Below are 15,180 nucleotides of genomic sequence, written 5' to 3' on the forward strand. Positions count from 1 at the left end.
CTAGAAGCTAGTGCCGGGCCGGGCGGATCTCGCGGGGCAGCGCGAACACCAGCGTCTCGTTGGCCGTCGTCACCTGTTGCACCACGCCGAAGCCGTAGTCGGCCAGCCGCTCCAGCACGCCGCGCACCAGCACCTCGGGCACCGACGCCCCGGAGGTGACGCCGACAGTGGTCACCTGGTCCAGCCAGGCCGGGTCGATGTCGTCGGCGTAGTCCACCAAGTGCGCGGACGCGGCGCCGGCGCCGCGCGCTACCTCGACCAGCCGCACCGAGTTCGACGAGTTCCGTGACCCGACCACGATCACCAGCTGGCATTCCGGGGCCATCGCCTTGACCGCGGTCTGACGGTTCTGGGTCGCGTAGCAGATGTCGTCGCTGGGCGGGTCCTGCAGTTTCGGGAATCGTTGCCGCAGCCGCTCCACGATGTCCATCGTCTCGTCGACACTCAACGTGGTCTGCGACAGCCACACCACCTTGTTCTCGTCGCGGACCGTGACGGCGGCCACCGCGTCCGGGCCGTCCACCAGTTGCACGTGCTCGGGCGCCTCGCCGGCGGTGCCGATGACCTCCTCGTGGCCCTCGTGCCCGATCAGCAGGATGTCGTAGTCGTCGCGGGCGTACCGCTTGGCCTCGTTGTGCACCTTGGTGACCAGCGGGCAGGTGGCGTCGATGACCTGCAGCTCCCGCTCGGCGGCCGACTGGTGCACGCTCGGCGCCACCCCGTGGGCGGAAAACACCACGATCGCGCCCTCGGGCACCTCGTCGGTCTCGTCGACGAACACCGCGCCGGCCTTGGCCAGCGTGTCGACCACGTGCCGGTTGTGCACGATCTCGTGGCGGACGTAGACCGGGGCGCCGTGTTTCTCCAGCGCGCGCTCGACGGTCTCGACCGCCCGGTCCACCCCGGCGCAGTATCCGCGGGGCTCGGCGAGGAGCACCCGCTTCCCGGTGGGGGTGTCGACCAGGGGCGTGGACGCCCCGGGAATCCCCATGTTGACGGTCGGTGGCATGGCAACCAGGGTACGTTCCGCGGACACGGGTCCGCCATCTCCGCGCCACGGCGCCCCCGCGCTTGGCGTTGACCGGCGGTTAAGGCAGTCTGGGAGCCATGGGTACTGCACCGTATGGGGTTCGGCTTCTGGTGGGTGCGGCGACGGTCGCCGCCGAGGAAACCAAGAAGCTGCCACAGACCATCCTGATGTATCCGATGACGCTGGCCAGTCAGGCGGCGCACCTGGTGATGCGCTGGCAGCAGAGCCTGGCCGAGCTGGCGATCAAGGGCGATGCCACCCTGGAGACGTTGTTTCCGCCCAAGGATGAGCAGCCGGAGTGGGCGACGTTCGACGAGGACCTCGACGACGCCGACGAGGTCGTCGACGCGGCGCCGGGCACCGACGACAACGGGCGGCGAACCGAGGGCCGGTTCGCCCTGTATTCACTGGACGAGGCCGATCCCCCGGCCGAGTCCCCCGCCAAACCCGCGAAGGGCTCGGCGCCCGCCACCACGGTGCCGGCCCCGGACGTGGCCGCCGAACTGGGCTATGACGGGTTGACGCTGGCCCAGCTGCGGGCCCGACTGCACTCGTTGAGCCTCGATGACCTCGAGACCCTGCTGGCCTACGAGGAGGCCACCAAGGCGCGCGCCCCGTTCCAGACGCTGCTGGCCAACAGGATCACCCGCGCCACCGCGAAGTGACCCGTCCGGCACCGGCGAACTCCGCCGAAAACCCGTGGCCGGTGCGCGCGGTCGCCACTCGGGTGGCCAAATGGATCGACCGGCTCGGCGCGGTATGGGTGGAGGGTCAGTTGACCCAGATCAACCTGCGGCCCAACGCCCGAACCGTGTTCATGGTGCTGCGCGACCCGGCGGCCGACATGTCGCTGACCGTGATGTGCTCGGCCGACCTGGTGGCCGCCGCGCCGGTCAAACTGGCCGAGGGCATTCAGGTGGTGGTCTGCGGCAAGCCGACCTTCTACACCGGGCGGGGCACCTTCTCGCTGCGCGTCAGCGAGATCCGCGCGGTCGGCATCGGTGAGCTGTTGGCCCGCATCGACCGGCTGCGCCGCCTGCTGGACGCCGAGGGCCTGTTCGATCCGCGGCTCAAGCGGCCGATCCCGTTCCTGCCGGGCACCGTCGGGTTGATCACCGGCCGGGCCAGCGCCGCCGAGCGGGATGTGACCACGGTGGCCGCCGCCCGCTGGCCCGCGGTCCGCTTCGCGGTCCGCAACACCGCCGTGCAGGGGCCCACCGCCGTACCGCAGATCATCGAGGCTTTGCGCGCTCTGGACGCCGACCCGGAGGTGGAGGTGATCGTGGTGGCCCGCGGCGGCGGCAGCGTGGAAGACCTGCTGCCGTTCTCCGATGAGACACTGTGCCGGGCGATCGCCGCGTGCCGCACCCCGGTGGTCAGCGCGGTCGGCCACGAACCCGACAACCCGCTGTGCGACCTGGTGGCCGACCTGCGGGCCGCCACCCCCACCGACGCGGCGAAAAAGATCGTCCCCGACACCGCGGCCGAGCAGGCGCTGATCGACGACCTGCGCCGGCGCAGCGCCCAAGCGCTGCGCAACTGGGTGTCCCGCGAAGAACGGGCGCTGGCCCAGCTGCGCAGCCGCCCGGTGCTGGCCGATCCGCTGTCCGCGCTGAGCGCCCGCGCCGAGGAGATCCACCGCGCCCGCTCCGCGCTGCGCCGCGACGTCACCCGGCTGGTCGCCGTCGAAGCGGACCGCATCGGTCATCTGGCCGCCCGGCTGGCCACCCTGGGGCCGGCGGCGACGCTGGCCCGCGGCTACGCGGTGGTGCAGACGGTGTCCGCGTCGGGGCCGGCGGCGGTGCTGCGGGCGGTCGACGAGGCCCCCGCGGGCACCCGGCTGCGGATCCGGGTGTCTGATGGTGCCGTGGCCGCGACGAGTGAGGGACCAACCGATGGCCGATGAGCAGGGCGAAGCTAGGCCCATTAGTGAGCTGGGGTATGAAGCCTGCCGCGACGAGCTGGTCGACGTCGTCCGGCAGCTGGAACAGGGTGGACTGGACCTGAATGCGTCGCTGAGCCTCTGGGAAAGAGGGGAGAAACTGGCTAAACGCTGCGAGGAGCACTTAGCTGGAGCACGCAAACGGGTGGCCGACGCGTTGGCCGCCGACGACGCTGACCAGCAATGAGCCGGCGACCAATTTCGCCGCCCTACTCGTAACTGGAACACGTTTCAGTTATCCTCGCCGTCATGGCAGATGCATCCCTGACGACCCCACTCGGCCGCGTCCTGGTCACCGGCGGCTCCGGCTTCGTCGGCGCCAACCTGGTGACCACCCTGCTGGAACGCGGCCATGAGGTGCGCTCCTTCGACCGGGCGCCGTCGCCGCTGCCCGACCATCCCCGGCTCGACGTCGTCCAGGGCGACATCTGCGACCCCGACACGGTGGCCGCCGCGGTGGCCGGCATCGACACCGTCTTTCACACCGCGGCCATCATCGAGTTGATGGGCGGCGCGTCGGTGAGCGACGAGTACCGGCAGCGCAGCTTCGCCGTCAACGTCGAGGGCACCAAAAACCTGGTGACAGCCGGGCAGGCCGCCGGGGTGCAGCGATTCGTCTACACGGCGTCGAACAGCGTGGTGATGGGCGGCCAGCGCATCCAAAACGGCGATGAGACCTTGCCCTACACCACCCGGTTCAACGACCTCTACACCGAAACCAAGGTGGCCGCCGAGAAGTTTGTGTTGGCGCAGAACGGTGTTGGCGACATGCTCACCTGCTCGATCCGGCCCAGCGGGATCTGGGGGCGCGGCGACCAGACCATGTTCCGCAAGCTGTTCGAAAGCGTGGTGGCCGGGCACGTCAAGGTGCTGATCGGCAGCAAGAACGCCCGACTGGATAACTCCTACGTGCACAACCTGATTCACGGGTTCATCCTGGCCGGCGAGCACCTGGTGCCCGGCGGCACCGCCCCGGGGCAGGCCTACTTCATCAACGACGGTGAGCCGATCAACATGTTCGAGTTCGCCCGGCCGGTGGTGGAAGCCTGCGGGCAGCACTGGCCCCGGCTGCGGGTGAACGGCCCGCTGGTCCGCTGGGCGATGACGGTCTGGCAGCGGCTGCACTTCAAGTTCGGGTTGCCGCAGCCGCCGCTGGAGCCGCTGGCGGTCGAGCGCCTCTACCTGGACAACTACTTCTCCATCGCCAAGGCGCAACGGGATCTGGGGTATGCGCCGCTGTTCACCACCAAAGAGGCGATGGCCGAATGCCTGCCGTACTACACCGAGTTGTTCGAGCAGATCAAAGCCGCCGCCGAGCCGCACGCGGCGACCGTCGTCGCCGCGGCCCCGCCGGAGTAGGCGTCACGGCAGCGACGGCAGCGGGCTGACCTCACCGGTCGCGCTGTTGACCAGGGCGGCGCGGTCCAGCGTGGCCTGCAGCGGCAGCACGTCGAACACCGCGGCGACGGCCACCGGCAGCTCGGCCAACCGGGCCCGCGGCGCCAGCGAACAATGCGGCAACCAGATGCCGGGCCGATAGTGCTTGTGCAGGTCGGCGCCGGTGGCGGTGACGGCTTCGACCACCCGCTGCTGGCGCGCCATGAGCTCCGCGCTGACCCCGGCGACCAGCCACGTCCGGCCGCGCCGGAACAACCCGACGCCGTCGAAGTTGGCCTGGACCGGGGACCCGTCGTCGAGTGCGGCGAGCGCGGCGGTCACCGCGGCCAGGTCCCAGCTACGCAGCACCGCGTACGACAGGTGCGGGACGTGCCGTCGGTGGGTGTGCGAGGCCAGGCTGGGCACCCCGTGCTGCTCGAGCCGATCCCACAGGGCGCGGACCGCCCGCTCGGATCGCCGGTCGAACAGCAGGCAGACGGCCAGCGCCACCGGTCAGCGGTACAGGTGGACCGGGTGGTGGGTGGCCTGTTCGATCTGCGAGGACGCGGTCTGCAGTAGCGCGGTGCCGAGCGCGATCAGCCCGCGGGCCGCGGCGATCTCCTCCCCCACCGCCGGCTGGCTGGCGTCGTCGGGATGACGGTAGGCGTCACCCCGCGTCGTCATGGTTTGGCCGTCGCAGAGCTGGGCTCGCACCGTCGCGTGGGTGTGGGTCTCGTCCTCGTCGAACTCGATGTCGACATGCCAGTTGGGGTCCAGATTCCTGTCATACATCGCGATCACCTTCTCTCCTCTCTAAGGGTGCTCCGCGCGGCGCCGTTGCACGAGTGGTTTCGCCGGAAGGTCTGTTCTCGCGCCGACTTTCCCGGCAAGATCGCTGGAACACGTTCTCATCGAGGAGTTGCATGGATACGGTTTTGGTCACCGGCGCGTTCGGGCTGGTGGGGTCGGCGACAGTCAAGCGGCTCGCCGAGGACGGTCGGCGCGTGGTCGCCACCGACCTCGATGTGCCCGCCAACCGCAAGGCGGCGGGCAAGCTGCCGGCGTCGGTGGAGGTGCGCTACGCCGACTTGACCGACCCGGCGGCCGTCGACGGGCTGGTCGGCGCCGTCTCCCCCACCGCGATCGTGCACCTGGCCGCGGTCATCGCGCCGCTGTGCTATTCGCGCCACGGCCTGGCCCGCAAGGTCAACGTCGACGCCACCGCCCATCTGCTCAAGACCGCTGCCGCCCAAGCCGATCCGCCGCGCTTCGTGCTGGCCTCCAGCGTGGCGGTGTACGGCCCCCGCAACCCGCACCGGATCACCGACGTCCTCACCGCGGACACCCCGGTCAACCCGGTGGACATCTACGGCGCCCACAAGGTGGAAGCCGAGCGGCTGGTCCGCGACTCGGGCCTGGACCAGGTGGTGCTGCGCCTGGGCGGCGTGCTGACCGTGGAGCAGCGCTTCGACATCGACCCCGACTTCATCGCGTTCGAGGGCATGCTGCCGGTCGACAACCGGATCCAGACGGTGGACGTGCGCGACGTCGCGCGCGCGTTCGCCGCCGCCACCACCGCCGACGTGGTCGGCGAGACGCTGCTGATCGGGGGCGACAGCACCCATCGCAGCCGCCAGGGCGATCTGACGCCGGCGATGACCGCGGCGATGGGCCTGGTCGGGGCCATGCCCGCCGGCCGCCCCGGTGACCCGGACAGCGACGACGGATGGTTCGCCACCGACTGGATGGACACCGACCGGGCCCAGCAGGCGCTGAATTTTCAACGCCATTCCTGGCCGGACATGCTGGCCGAGACCGCCGAAATCACCGGCTGGAAGCGGTATCCGCTGCGGCTGATCGCACCGCTGGCGGGCTGGTATTTGACCCGGCGGTCGGCCTACTACGGCAAGCCCGGCCGCTACGCCGACCCGTGGGCGGCCATCCGCGATAAGTGGGGCGATCCGCGACCCGACGGGAGCCCGGCATGACCACCCGCGACGCCGTCGTCATCGGCGGTGCCTCCGGAATCGGCCGGGCGGTGGCGGACGCGCTGGCCGCCGACGGCTGCCGGGTGACGGTCGCCGACCGCAACACCGCGGGCGCGCGGGCCGTCGCCGCCGACCTCGGTGACCCGCACACCGCCGCCACCGTCGAGGTCACCGACGAGGAGTCGGTGGCCACGCTGTTTGAGCAGGCCGGGCCACTGGACATCGTGGTCAACACCGCGGGGTTCAGCAACGTCGGCCTGATCATGGACATGCCGGTGGACCAGTTCCGGGAGGTCATCGACGTCTGCCTCACCGGGGCGTTCATCGTCACCAAATACGCGGGTCGGCTGTTGCGCAGCGGCGGTGCGCTGGTGTCGATCTCGTCGCTGAACGGGCGACAGCCCGCGGCGGCGATGAGCGCCTACTGTGCGGCCAAGGCCGGGCTGTCGATGCTGACCCAGGTGGCCGCACTCGAGCTGGCGCCGCGCGGGATCCGGGTCAACGCGGTGGCCCCGGGGTTTGTGCACACCCCGCTGACCGAACCGGCCGCGGCGATCCCCGGCGTGGTCGAGGAGTACCTGGAGAACACCCCGCTGGGCCGGGCCGGCGCCCCGCAGGATGTCGCCGACGCGGTGGTGTTCCTGTGTTCACCCAAGGCGTCCTGGCTGACCGGCGAGGTGCTCGACCTCAACGGCGGCGCGCACCTGCGCCGCTACCCGGATGTGTTGAGCCACGTGATGAAACTGGCTGGGCAACAATAGACTTCACCCGCGCGGCGCCTAGCCAACCGCCAACTTCAGTACACGGTTATCGCCGATATCGGTGACGTAGACGTTGCCCGCTGAATCGACCGCCACCCCGCATGGGTCGCGAAGTCCCCTAAAGGGAAGCGTCCGTGGGGTGTCAGATCCGGCCGGCAACTTCACCACCCTCCTGGTGCCCTCGTCGGTGACGTAGACGTTGTCAGCTGAATCCACCGCAACCCAGAACGGGCTCGCAAGTTCGGTGAACGGCAGTACCTGTTGAGTGTCCGAACCCGCGGCCAACTTCACCACCCGCTTGTTGCGGTTGTCGGCGACGTAGACGTTGTCGGCTGAGTCCACCGCCATTCCGAGTGGTCCATCCAGTCCACTGAACGGCAGGACCTCTTGGGCATGCGAATCCGCAGCCAACTTCACCACACGGTTGCCGCCGTCGGTGATGTAGACGTTGCCCGCCGAATCCACCGTAATCCCACTCGGCCCCGCGATTCCGGTGAACAGCAACACCTGTTGGGTGTTCGAACCCGCTGGTAGTTTCACGACGCGGTTGTTGCGGGTGTCGGCGACGTAGACATTCCCAGCACCATCAACCGCGACCGATAAGGTGTCCTCGAGTTGGTCGAACGGCAAGACATCCGGGGTGCTGGACCCCGCCGCCAACTTCAGCACACGCTTGTTCCTGCTGTCGGCGACGTAGACGTTTCCCATGCGATCGACCGCCATGGTGTACGGCCTATCGAGCCCGGAAAAAGGCAATGTCTCTTGGGTAACCGGCCTGGCGGGCAATTTCACCACCTGGTTGTTCTTGACGTCTGCGACGTAGACATTGCCGGCAGAATCCACCGCCAGCCCGATCGGCTGAGCAAGTCCGGTGAAGGGTAACGCCTGTGGGCTGGCCGAACCGGTCGTCAGCTTCATTACATGATGAATGGCGCCGTCGGTGGCATAGACATTTCCGGCGTCATCAACGGCCACCCCGGACGGTATCGTGAGACCCCCGAAGGGCAACACCTGTTGGGTGTTGGATCCCGCCGCCAACTTCACCACACGGTTGTTGTTGAAGTCTGCAACGTAAACACTCCTGGCAGAATCCACCGTCACCCCGACCGGTCCAGCAAGTCCGGTGAAAGGCAACTCGTGTTGGGTGTTCGACTCGGCCGCCAGCTGCACGACACGATTGTTATCTTTGTCGGCGACGTAGACATTGCCCGCACCATCAACGGCCACCGCGAACGGCTTGTTGAGTCCCGTCAACGGCAGTTCCTCTTGAGCGTCGGAGCCCGCCGCTAACTTCACCACCCGGTTGTTGGGGGTGTCAGCGACGTAGACGTTCCCGGCGCCGTCGACGGCTACCCCGTTCGGCCCACGCAACCCGGTGAAGGGCAAGACCTGTTGGGTGTTGGCCCCCGCCGCCAACTTCACCACCCGGGCGTTGTTGAAGTCGGCAACATACACCGCCCCAGCAGAATCCACCGCCACACCGAAGGGCTCATTGAGCCCCGTGAAGGGCAGGACGGTCTGAGCCGGCTGTCCGGGCTGGGACGCCGTCTGACTTGTTTGAGTCGGGTGGGCGGTCGGGGTCGGTGTCGAACCTTTCCGCGTGACAACGCCAACGGCGATCCCGCCCGCAACGACTAGCAGGATGACGGCCCAAAGGATCAGCGACCGTTTGCGTTTCCGTGTCCGCTGGCCACGACCTGGCGGTCTCAGATACATCGGCGGTGGGGGCAAATAGGGTGGAACCTGAGCCCCCTGGCCAGGTGGATAGCTCTGCGAGGTGACGGTGGGCAGTGTCATTGCCGACGGTGCGGCCGCGTTCGGCCGCGGACCCATCGTTGGGAGCGCTGGGGCTGTCTCTGCACCAGGCGCGCGCAACGCCTCCACGAACTCCGCGCACGTCTGATACCGCGCTTTGGGGTCTTTCGCCAGCGCCCGAGCCACCGCCCTGTCGAGGTAGCCCGGCAGGGCGGGGTTGCGTGCGGTGACCGGCGGGACGGGCCGGCTGAGATGCGCGGCCATCAACGCGGTGATCGAGCTCGCGGTGAACGGCAGCGACCCGGTCAGCATCTCGAACGCGCTGCAGCCCAGCGAGTAGATATCGGCCCTGTTGTCGAGCACACCGCCCTCGATCGCTTCGGGCGAGATGTAGCTCATGGTGCCGACAGTCGCCCCGGTGGACGTCAGCGAGGTGGCTTCCCCAGCGGCCTTGGCAATCCCGAAGTCAGCCAGCTTCACGGTCCGCAGCCGATGGTCTTGACCGAACTCAACGAGGATGTTCGCCGGCTTCACGTCACGATGGGTGATGCGGTACTCGGTGTAGGCGTAGTCGAGGGCCGCCCCCGCCCCAGCGATGACTTGGATCGCCACGTCCAATCCAAGCGGCCCGGATTTGAGCAGCTTCGCCACGTCGGTTCCGGCAACGTACTCCATCGTCAGCCACAGCCGGCCGTCATGCTCGCCCCGGTCATACAGGGTGATGATGTTGGGGTGGCGTAACGGGGCCAGCAGGTCGGCCTCGCGGGTGAAGCGTTGGCAGAACTCGTCATTGCGGCTCACGCCGCCATCAAGGAGCTTCAGCGCATCGAGACGCGGCAAGCGGGGATGCGCCACCAGGAACACCTCACCCATGCCGCCGGCGCCGAGCCGTTCCACGACCCGATACCCGGCGATGAAGGTCTCGCCCCCTGTCACGATCCGAGTTTGGCACATCTGACCGGGCGGGATGCCGCCAAGCGCCAGGACAGGAACACGAGCCGCTCCTACCCGCGATTGGCCTCGAACCGGGCTAGCGTCTACCTCGGAAAGCGGCGCAGGAGGCCGGCGATGGATGCTGAGTTGACCCCGACGCAACGACGTGCGTTGGCCATCACCACCGCGGTCGCGCTGGTGTTCGGCGCGTACTTTCTGCGCGGGTTCTTCATTCTGATCGTGGTGGCCGCGGTGGGCGCGTATCTGTTCACCCCGCTGTTTCAGCGGCTGCGGCACCGGTTTTCCACCGGCCTGTCGGCGACGCTGACCCTGCTGGCGGCGGTGGCGACGGTGATCGTGCCGGCGGCCGCGGTGATTTTTCTGGCGATCATGCAGATCACCCGGATGGTCGGCCGGGTCAGCGAGTGGGTCGCGGCGACCGATATGAGCACCCTGGGCGACAAAACGCTGCGGGTGGTCAACGACGTGTTGGCGCGGGTGCCGTTCGTGCACGTGACGGTGACCGCCGAATCGCTGCGGCACGCGATCGTCACCGTCGCCCAACGCGGCGGCGAGTGGCTGCTGCACGGGCTGCAGGGCGCGGTGGGCAGCGTCGTCGCCGCGATCGCGGCGTCGATCATCTTCCTGTACGTCTTCATCTCGCTGCTGGTGAACCGGGACAGGATCCACACGCTGATCCGTCAGCTCAACCCGCTCGGGGCGGAGATCACCGACCTGTATCTGGCCAAGACCGGCGCCATGGTGCGCGGGACGGTGATGGGCCAGTTCGTCATCGCGTTGTGCCAAGGTGTGGCGGGGGCGGCGTCGATCTATGTCGGCGGGTTTCACCAGGGCTTGTTCATCTTCGCGATCCTGTTGACCGCGCTGTCGATCATTCCGCTCGGCGGTGGCATCGTGACGATGCCGTTCGGGGTCGGCATGATGTTCTTCGGCCACGTCGTCGGGGGTGCGTTCGTGGTGCTGTTTCACCTGCTCGTGGTCACCAACATCGACAATGTGCTGCGTCCGGTGCTGGTGCCGCGGGCGGCGCGGCTGGATTCGGCGCTGATGCTGCTGGCGGTGTTTTCCGGGATCGCGATGTTCGGTTTCTGGGGCATCGTGATCGGGCCGGTGCTGATGATCCTGATCGTCACCACCGTCGAGGTCTATCTGGCGGTGTACAAGGGTGTGGAGCTGGAGGAGCCCGACGAAGAGCCGAAGCGCCGGTGGAAGCGGTGGCGATTAACGCCGAACGTGTACTGAGACCGAAATTCGGGCCGAAATCTCGGTCTGAGTGCACGTTCGGCGCCCGGGATAGGCGCCGCCCGGGATAGGCGCTACTTCAACCGCTCGGTGAGGAACTGAACCACCCGTTTGCGCGCCTCGTAGGCCGGGTGGCCGTCAACCTCGCGGACCTCGTCGGTGAGCACCGAATGCGCCATCCGGGTAAAGCCGTGCGCATTGGCCGGCGACGAGTCGATCTCGATCACCTCGAACGCGTCGCCGAGCCGCTCCTTCAGCGTGACGAACCGGTCGCCGGGGGACATCTTGTCCTCGCTGAACCGCAACCCCAGCGCGCACAACCCGTCGCTGGCGGCGCGGTCGGCGATCACCCCCAACTCGACCTCGGATAGCCCGGCGTCGCGGCGCTGCTTGGGGGTCAGCGGGACCGGCAGCGACGGCTGGCTGAGCACCGGGGCCAGCACGGCATCGTCGACCGCGGCGGCCAACGCGAAACCGCCGGTGAAGCACTGCCCGATCACCCCCACCCCCTTGCCCGGTGTGGCGGCGTTGAGGTCGCGGGCCAGCGCCCGTAGGAACTGGGTGACCGGCCGCTGCCTGTTGGTGGCGAACGCGGCGAATTCCCGGGTCACGCAGGCCCGTGCCATCGTCGTCAGCGCGTCCACACTCATCCGCGGTGCGCCCGGCGTGCCGAACAGCGACGGCATCGCCACGGTGAACCCGTTGTCCACCAGGTGATTGCCCAGCCCCAGCACACCGGGGTGGATGCCCGGAATCTCGGGAATCAGCACCACGCCGGGGCCCTCACCCTTGCGGTACACGTCGTGGGTGAAGCCGCCACCGGTAAACGGTGCCGCGGCCCATCCGGTCAGGTCGGCCTCGGGTGCGCTCACGTGCGGTCCTATCGCTCGGTCGACAGCGGCGGCTGCGACTGGGTGGCCGCCGCCAGGGTGCGGAACTGTTCGGCGCTGCCCGCGCCGGTGATCGCCAGCTGCGCCGGGCCGCCCGGACCGGTCAGCCGGGTGGTCCACACCGGCTCGGTGTCGCCCTGATAGACGATCCAGCTGGTGCCGTCCACGTCGACGGTCCCGGTCGGATGCATCGAGGCGTGAATCGAGCCGACCAGCTTGTCCTCGTCGGCGTTGCTCTGGGTCAAGCTGACATACATCCCGGTCGGGCTGAGGTAGCCGACGGTCGAGGTGACCGCGCGCAGCCGCTGATGCGTCGTCGGGTCGGTGCGGCCGTCCTCGATGCCACCGCGGCCTCCGGAGTTGGCTTGCCAGCCCTCCGGCAGCCGGGGCAGCCGAATGGGGAACCCGAGGGTCTGCGCGTCGGCCCGCAGCGCGCCGGCCGCATCGTAGGTCGGCGCGCTTCCGGTGTCGCTGCCGCCGGGCCGAAACGAGCACATCCCGGCCAGCCCCGCCAGCACGATGCAGGCCACCACCAGCGGCGCCAGCGACCAGAACATGTCGCGGCCGTCCTGCAACAGCCGTGGCTTGGCCGGCCGCGGCGTCGGCTGGGGCTGCGTGGTCACCGGGCCAGTATCCCAGCTCCCGCTCAGTGATCGGCTTCTGGGACAATCAGCAACCATGACTGCTCCTGGCCAGCCTCCCCGCCGTGAAGCCCCAGACCGCAACCTGGCCATGGAACTGGTACGGGTCACCGAGGCCGGCGCGATGGCCGCGGGCCGCTGGGTGGGCCGCGGCGACAAGGAGGGCGGCGACGGCGCCGCCGTCGACGCCATGCGCGAACTGGTGAACTCGGTGTCGATGCGCGGCGTGGTGGTCATCGGCGAGGGTGAGAAGGACCACGCCCCGATGCTCTACAACGGCGAAGAGGTCGGCAACGGCGACGGGCCGGACTGCGACTTCGCGGTGGATCCCATCGACGGCACCACGCTGATGAGCAAGGGCATGCCCAACGCCATCTCGGTGCTGGCGGTCGCCGAGCGCGGTGCGATGTTCGACCCGTCGGCGGTGTTCTACATGAACAAGATCGCGGTCGGGCCCGAGTCCGGCCACGTGCTCGATATCACCGCACCCATCGCCGACAACATCCGCGCGGTCGCCAAGGCCAAGGACCTGTCGGTGCGCGACATCACGGTGTGCATCCTGGACCGGCCCCGGCACGCCCAGCTGATCCACGATGTGCGGGCCACCGGGGCGCGGATTCGGCTGATCACCGACGGTGACGTGGCCGGGGCGATCTCGGCGTGCCGCCCCAACTCGGGCACCGACATGCTGGCCGGGATCGGCGGCACCCCGGAGGGCATCATCGCCGCCGCGGCGATCCGATGTATGGGCGGGGAGATCCAGGCCCAGCTGGCGCCGACCGATGACGCCGAGCGGCAAAAAGCGATCGACGCCGGCTACGACCTGGATGCGGTGTTGACCACCGCGGACCTGGTGTCCGGGGAGAATGTGTTCTTCTGCGCGACCGGGGTCACCGACGGCGATCTGCTCAAGGGGGTGCGCTACTACCCCGGCGGCTGCACCACCCAGTCGATCGTGATGCGCTCCAAGTCCGGCACCGTCCGGATGATCGAGGCCTACCACCGGCTGTCGAAGCTCAACGAGTATTCGGCCGTCGACTTCACCGGCGACTCCAACGCCGCCTATCCGCTGCCCTGACCCTCGACAACAAGGACATCGCATGGCTGAACCCGAATTCCGCATCGAACACGACACCATGGGCGAGGTCCGGGTGCCGGCGAAGGCGTTGTGGCGTGCCCAAACCCAGCGGGCCGTGGAGAACTTCCCGATCTCGCACCGGCCCCTGGAGCGCACCCAGATCCGGGCGCTGGGCCTGCTCAAGGGCGCCTGCGCGCAGGTGAACAAGGATCTGGGCCTGCTGGCGCCGGAGAAGGCCGACGCGATCATCGCCGCCGCGGCTGAGATCGCCGACGGCCAACACGACGACCAGTTCCCCATCGACGTGTTCCAGACCGGTTCGGGCACCAGCTCGAACATGAACACCAACGAGGTGATCGCGTCGATCGCGGCCGCCAACGGGGTGACGGTCCATCCCAACGACGACGTCAACATGTCCCAGTCGTCGAATGACACCTTCCCCACCGCCACCCACATCGCGGCGACCGAAGCCGCGGTGCGCCACCTGATTCCGGCGCTGCAGGTGCTGCACGACGCGCTGGCCGGCAAGGCCCGCGAATGGCGCACGGTGGTCAAGTCCGGCCGCACCCACCTGATGGACGCGGTGCCGGTGACCCTGGGCCAGGAGTTCTCCGGTTACGCCCGGCAGATCGAGGCGGGCATCGAAAGAGTGCAGGCGACGCTGCCGCGGCTCGGTGAGCTGGCCATCGGCGGCACCGCGGTGGGCACCGGGCTCAACGCGCCCGACGGCTTCGGCGCCAAGGTGGTCGAGGCGCTGGTCGCGCAGACCGGGCTGAGCGAATTGCGTACGGCGGTCAACTCGTTCGAGGCCCAGGCCGCCCGCGACGGGCTGGTCGAGGCGTCCGGCGCGCTGCGCACCATCGCGGTGTCGCTGACCAAGATCGCCAACGACGTGCGGTGGATGGGCTCGGGCCCGCTGACCGGGCTGGGCGAGATCCAGCTGCCGGACCTGCAGCCGGGCAGCTCGATCATGCCCGGCAAGGTCAACCCGGTGCTGCCCGAGGCGGTCACCCAGGTGGCGGCCCAGGTGGTCGGCAACGACGCCGCGGTGGCCTGGGGCGGTTCGGCCGGGGCGTTCGAGCTCAACGTCTACATCCCGATGATGGCGCGCAACCTGCTGGAGTCGTTCACGTTGCTGTCCAACGTGTCCCGGCTGTTCGCCGACCGTTGCATCGTCGGATTGACCGCCAACGTCGAGCACCTGCGCGAGCTGGCCGAGTCCAGCCCGTCGATCGTGACGCCGCTGAACTCGGCGATCGGCTACGAGGAGGCCGCCGCGGTGGCCAAGGAAGCGCTCAAGGAGCGCAAGACCATCCGCCAGACGGTGATCGACCGCGGCCTGATCGGCGACAAGCTGAGTGAGGCCGAACTCGACAAGCGTCTCGACGTGTTGGCGATGGCCAAAGTCAAAGACGACCAATGACCGCTCCCCCCGGCGGACCCCACGGGCAGGATCCGTCCGGCCTGCCGCCCCAAGGGCAGCCTCCGTACTGGGCTGGCCCGCCCCAGCCGGGCCCCTACC

At 68.8% G+C, this 15,180-nt stretch carries 15 protein-coding genes; 9 read left to right on the top strand and 6 right to left on the bottom strand.

The window, feature by feature from the left end; translation table 11 throughout:
* Positions 1–7: 7 nt before the first annotated feature.
* A complete protein-coding gene (locus tag BKN37_RS20085; RefSeq protein ID WP_071028726.1) occupies positions 8–1,009 on the bottom strand; it encodes a 4-hydroxy-3-methylbut-2-enyl diphosphate reductase in 1,002 nt (333 codons plus the stop codon).
* Between the two features lie 98 nt (positions 1,010–1,107).
* Here BKN37_RS20085 and BKN37_RS20090 point away from each other — a divergent pair, with 98 nt between their 5' ends.
* Genes BKN37_RS20090 through BKN37_RS20105 form a run of 4 tightly spaced genes read left to right on the top strand, consistent with a single transcriptional unit; the run spans position 1,108 to position 4,331 of the window.
* A complete protein-coding gene (locus tag BKN37_RS20090) occupies positions 1,108–1,695 on the top strand; it encodes a lipid droplet-associated protein (protein WP_071028727.1) in 588 nt (195 codons plus the stop codon).
* Positions 1,692–2,936, top strand: coding sequence for an exodeoxyribonuclease VII large subunit (xseA, locus tag BKN37_RS20095; RefSeq protein ID WP_071028728.1), 1,245 nt, complete (start codon positions 1,692–1,694; stop codon positions 2,934–2,936). The genes BKN37_RS20090 and xseA overlap by 4 nt, the downstream gene beginning before the upstream one ends.
* Positions 2,926–3,159: an exodeoxyribonuclease VII small subunit gene (locus BKN37_RS20100; protein ID WP_071028729.1), complete on the top strand. Its 234-nt coding sequence runs from the start codon at positions 2,926–2,928 to the stop codon at positions 3,157–3,159. Before xseA ends, BKN37_RS20100 begins: the two co-directional genes overlap by 11 nt.
* A gap of 50 nt (positions 3,160–3,209) precedes the next feature.
* Complete coding sequence (locus BKN37_RS20105) at positions 3,210–4,331, top strand: 3-beta-hydroxysteroid dehydrogenase (protein ID WP_095407146.1); 1,122 nt, start codon at positions 3,210–3,212, stop codon at positions 4,329–4,331.
* 3 nt (positions 4,332–4,334) lie between these two features.
* Here BKN37_RS20105 and BKN37_RS20110 read toward each other — a convergent pair whose 3' ends face one another.
* Positions 4,335–4,859, bottom strand: coding sequence for a 2'-5' RNA ligase family protein (locus BKN37_RS20110; RefSeq protein WP_071028731.1), 525 nt, complete (start codon positions 4,857–4,859; stop codon positions 4,335–4,337).
* A gap of 3 nt (positions 4,860–4,862) precedes the next feature.
* Positions 4,863–5,141, bottom strand: a complete 279-nt coding sequence (locus BKN37_RS20115) for a DUF1876 domain-containing protein (protein ID WP_071028740.1) — start codon at positions 5,139–5,141, stop codon at positions 4,863–4,865.
* Positions 5,142–5,272: 131 nt separating this feature from the next.
* Here BKN37_RS20115 and BKN37_RS20120 point away from each other — a divergent pair, with 131 nt between their 5' ends.
* Positions 5,273–6,337 carry an NAD-dependent epimerase/dehydratase family protein gene (locus BKN37_RS20120; RefSeq protein ID WP_071028732.1) on the top strand — a complete coding sequence of 355 codons (1,065 nt, stop codon included), beginning with the start codon at positions 5,273–5,275 and terminating at the stop codon, positions 6,335–6,337.
* A complete protein-coding gene (locus tag BKN37_RS20125; protein WP_071028733.1) occupies positions 6,334–7,098 on the top strand; it encodes an SDR family NAD(P)-dependent oxidoreductase in 765 nt (254 codons plus the stop codon). The genes BKN37_RS20120 and BKN37_RS20125 overlap by 4 nt, the downstream gene beginning before the upstream one ends.
* A gap of 18 nt (positions 7,099–7,116) precedes the next feature.
* On the opposite strand, the gene BKN37_RS30500 is transcribed toward BKN37_RS20125, so the two are convergent.
* A complete protein-coding gene (locus BKN37_RS30500) occupies positions 7,117–9,789 on the bottom strand; it encodes a serine/threonine-protein kinase PknD (protein WP_071028734.1) in 2,673 nt (890 codons plus the stop codon).
* Between the two features lie 132 nt (positions 9,790–9,921).
* Between BKN37_RS30500 and BKN37_RS20135 the strand changes: the two genes are divergently transcribed.
* Positions 9,922–11,049, top strand: coding sequence for an AI-2E family transporter (locus BKN37_RS20135; protein ID WP_071028735.1), 1,128 nt, complete (start codon positions 9,922–9,924; stop codon positions 11,047–11,049).
* 74 nt (positions 11,050–11,123) lie between these two features.
* On the opposite strand, the gene BKN37_RS20140 is transcribed toward BKN37_RS20135, so the two are convergent.
* Positions 11,124–11,921, bottom strand: coding sequence for a dienelactone hydrolase family protein (locus BKN37_RS20140; protein ID WP_071028736.1), 798 nt, complete (start codon positions 11,919–11,921; stop codon positions 11,124–11,126).
* Positions 11,922–11,929: 8 nt separating this feature from the next.
* On the bottom strand, positions 11,930–12,562 hold the full coding sequence (locus BKN37_RS20145) for a DUF4245 domain-containing protein (RefSeq protein WP_242657308.1): 633 nt from the start codon (positions 12,560–12,562) through the stop codon (positions 11,930–11,932).
* A 55-nt stretch (positions 12,563–12,617) separates the two neighbouring features.
* Between BKN37_RS20145 and glpX the strand changes: the two genes are divergently transcribed.
* Positions 12,618–13,658 carry a class II fructose-bisphosphatase gene (glpX, locus tag BKN37_RS20150; RefSeq protein ID WP_207547270.1) on the top strand — a complete coding sequence of 347 codons (1,041 nt, stop codon included), beginning with the start codon at positions 12,618–12,620 and terminating at the stop codon, positions 13,656–13,658.
* Positions 13,659–13,680: 22 nt separating this feature from the next.
* Positions 13,681–15,081, top strand: coding sequence for a class II fumarate hydratase (locus BKN37_RS20155; RefSeq protein ID WP_071028739.1), 1,401 nt, complete (start codon positions 13,681–13,683; stop codon positions 15,079–15,081).
* Positions 15,082–15,180 lie beyond the last annotated feature (99 nt).

The organism is Mycobacterium talmoniae, assembly GCF_001854525.1.
In the GTDB taxonomy this organism is placed as follows: Bacteria; Actinomycetota; Actinomycetes; order Mycobacteriales; family Mycobacteriaceae; genus Mycobacterium; species Mycobacterium talmoniae.

Excerpts from the sequence above, each read along its gene's own strand:
- BKN37_RS20085 (WP_071028726.1), bottom strand. The coding sequence starts at position 1,009 with ATGCCACCGACCGTCAACATGGGGATTCCCGGGGCGTCCACGCCCCTG.
- BKN37_RS20090 (WP_071028727.1), top strand. The coding sequence starts at position 1,108 with ATGGGTACTGCACCGTATGGGGTTCGGCTTCTGGTGGGTGCGGCGACG.
- BKN37_RS20100 (WP_071028729.1), top strand. The coding sequence starts at position 2,926 with ATGGCCGATGAGCAGGGCGAAGCTAGGCCCATTAGTGAGCTGGGGTAT.
- BKN37_RS20115 (WP_071028740.1), bottom strand. The coding sequence starts at position 5,141 with ATGTATGACAGGAATCTGGACCCCAACTGGCATGTCGACATCGAGTTC.
- BKN37_RS20120 (WP_071028732.1), top strand. The coding sequence starts at position 5,273 with ATGGATACGGTTTTGGTCACCGGCGCGTTCGGGCTGGTGGGGTCGGCG.
- BKN37_RS20125 (WP_071028733.1), top strand. The coding sequence starts at position 6,334 with ATGACCACCCGCGACGCCGTCGTCATCGGCGGTGCCTCCGGAATCGGC.
- BKN37_RS20135 (WP_071028735.1), top strand. The coding sequence starts at position 9,922 with ATGGATGCTGAGTTGACCCCGACGCAACGACGTGCGTTGGCCATCACC.
- glpX (WP_207547270.1), top strand. The coding sequence starts at position 12,618 with ATGACTGCTCCTGGCCAGCCTCCCCGCCGTGAAGCCCCAGACCGCAAC.
- BKN37_RS20155 (WP_071028739.1), top strand. The coding sequence starts at position 13,681 with ATGGCTGAACCCGAATTCCGCATCGAACACGACACCATGGGCGAGGTC.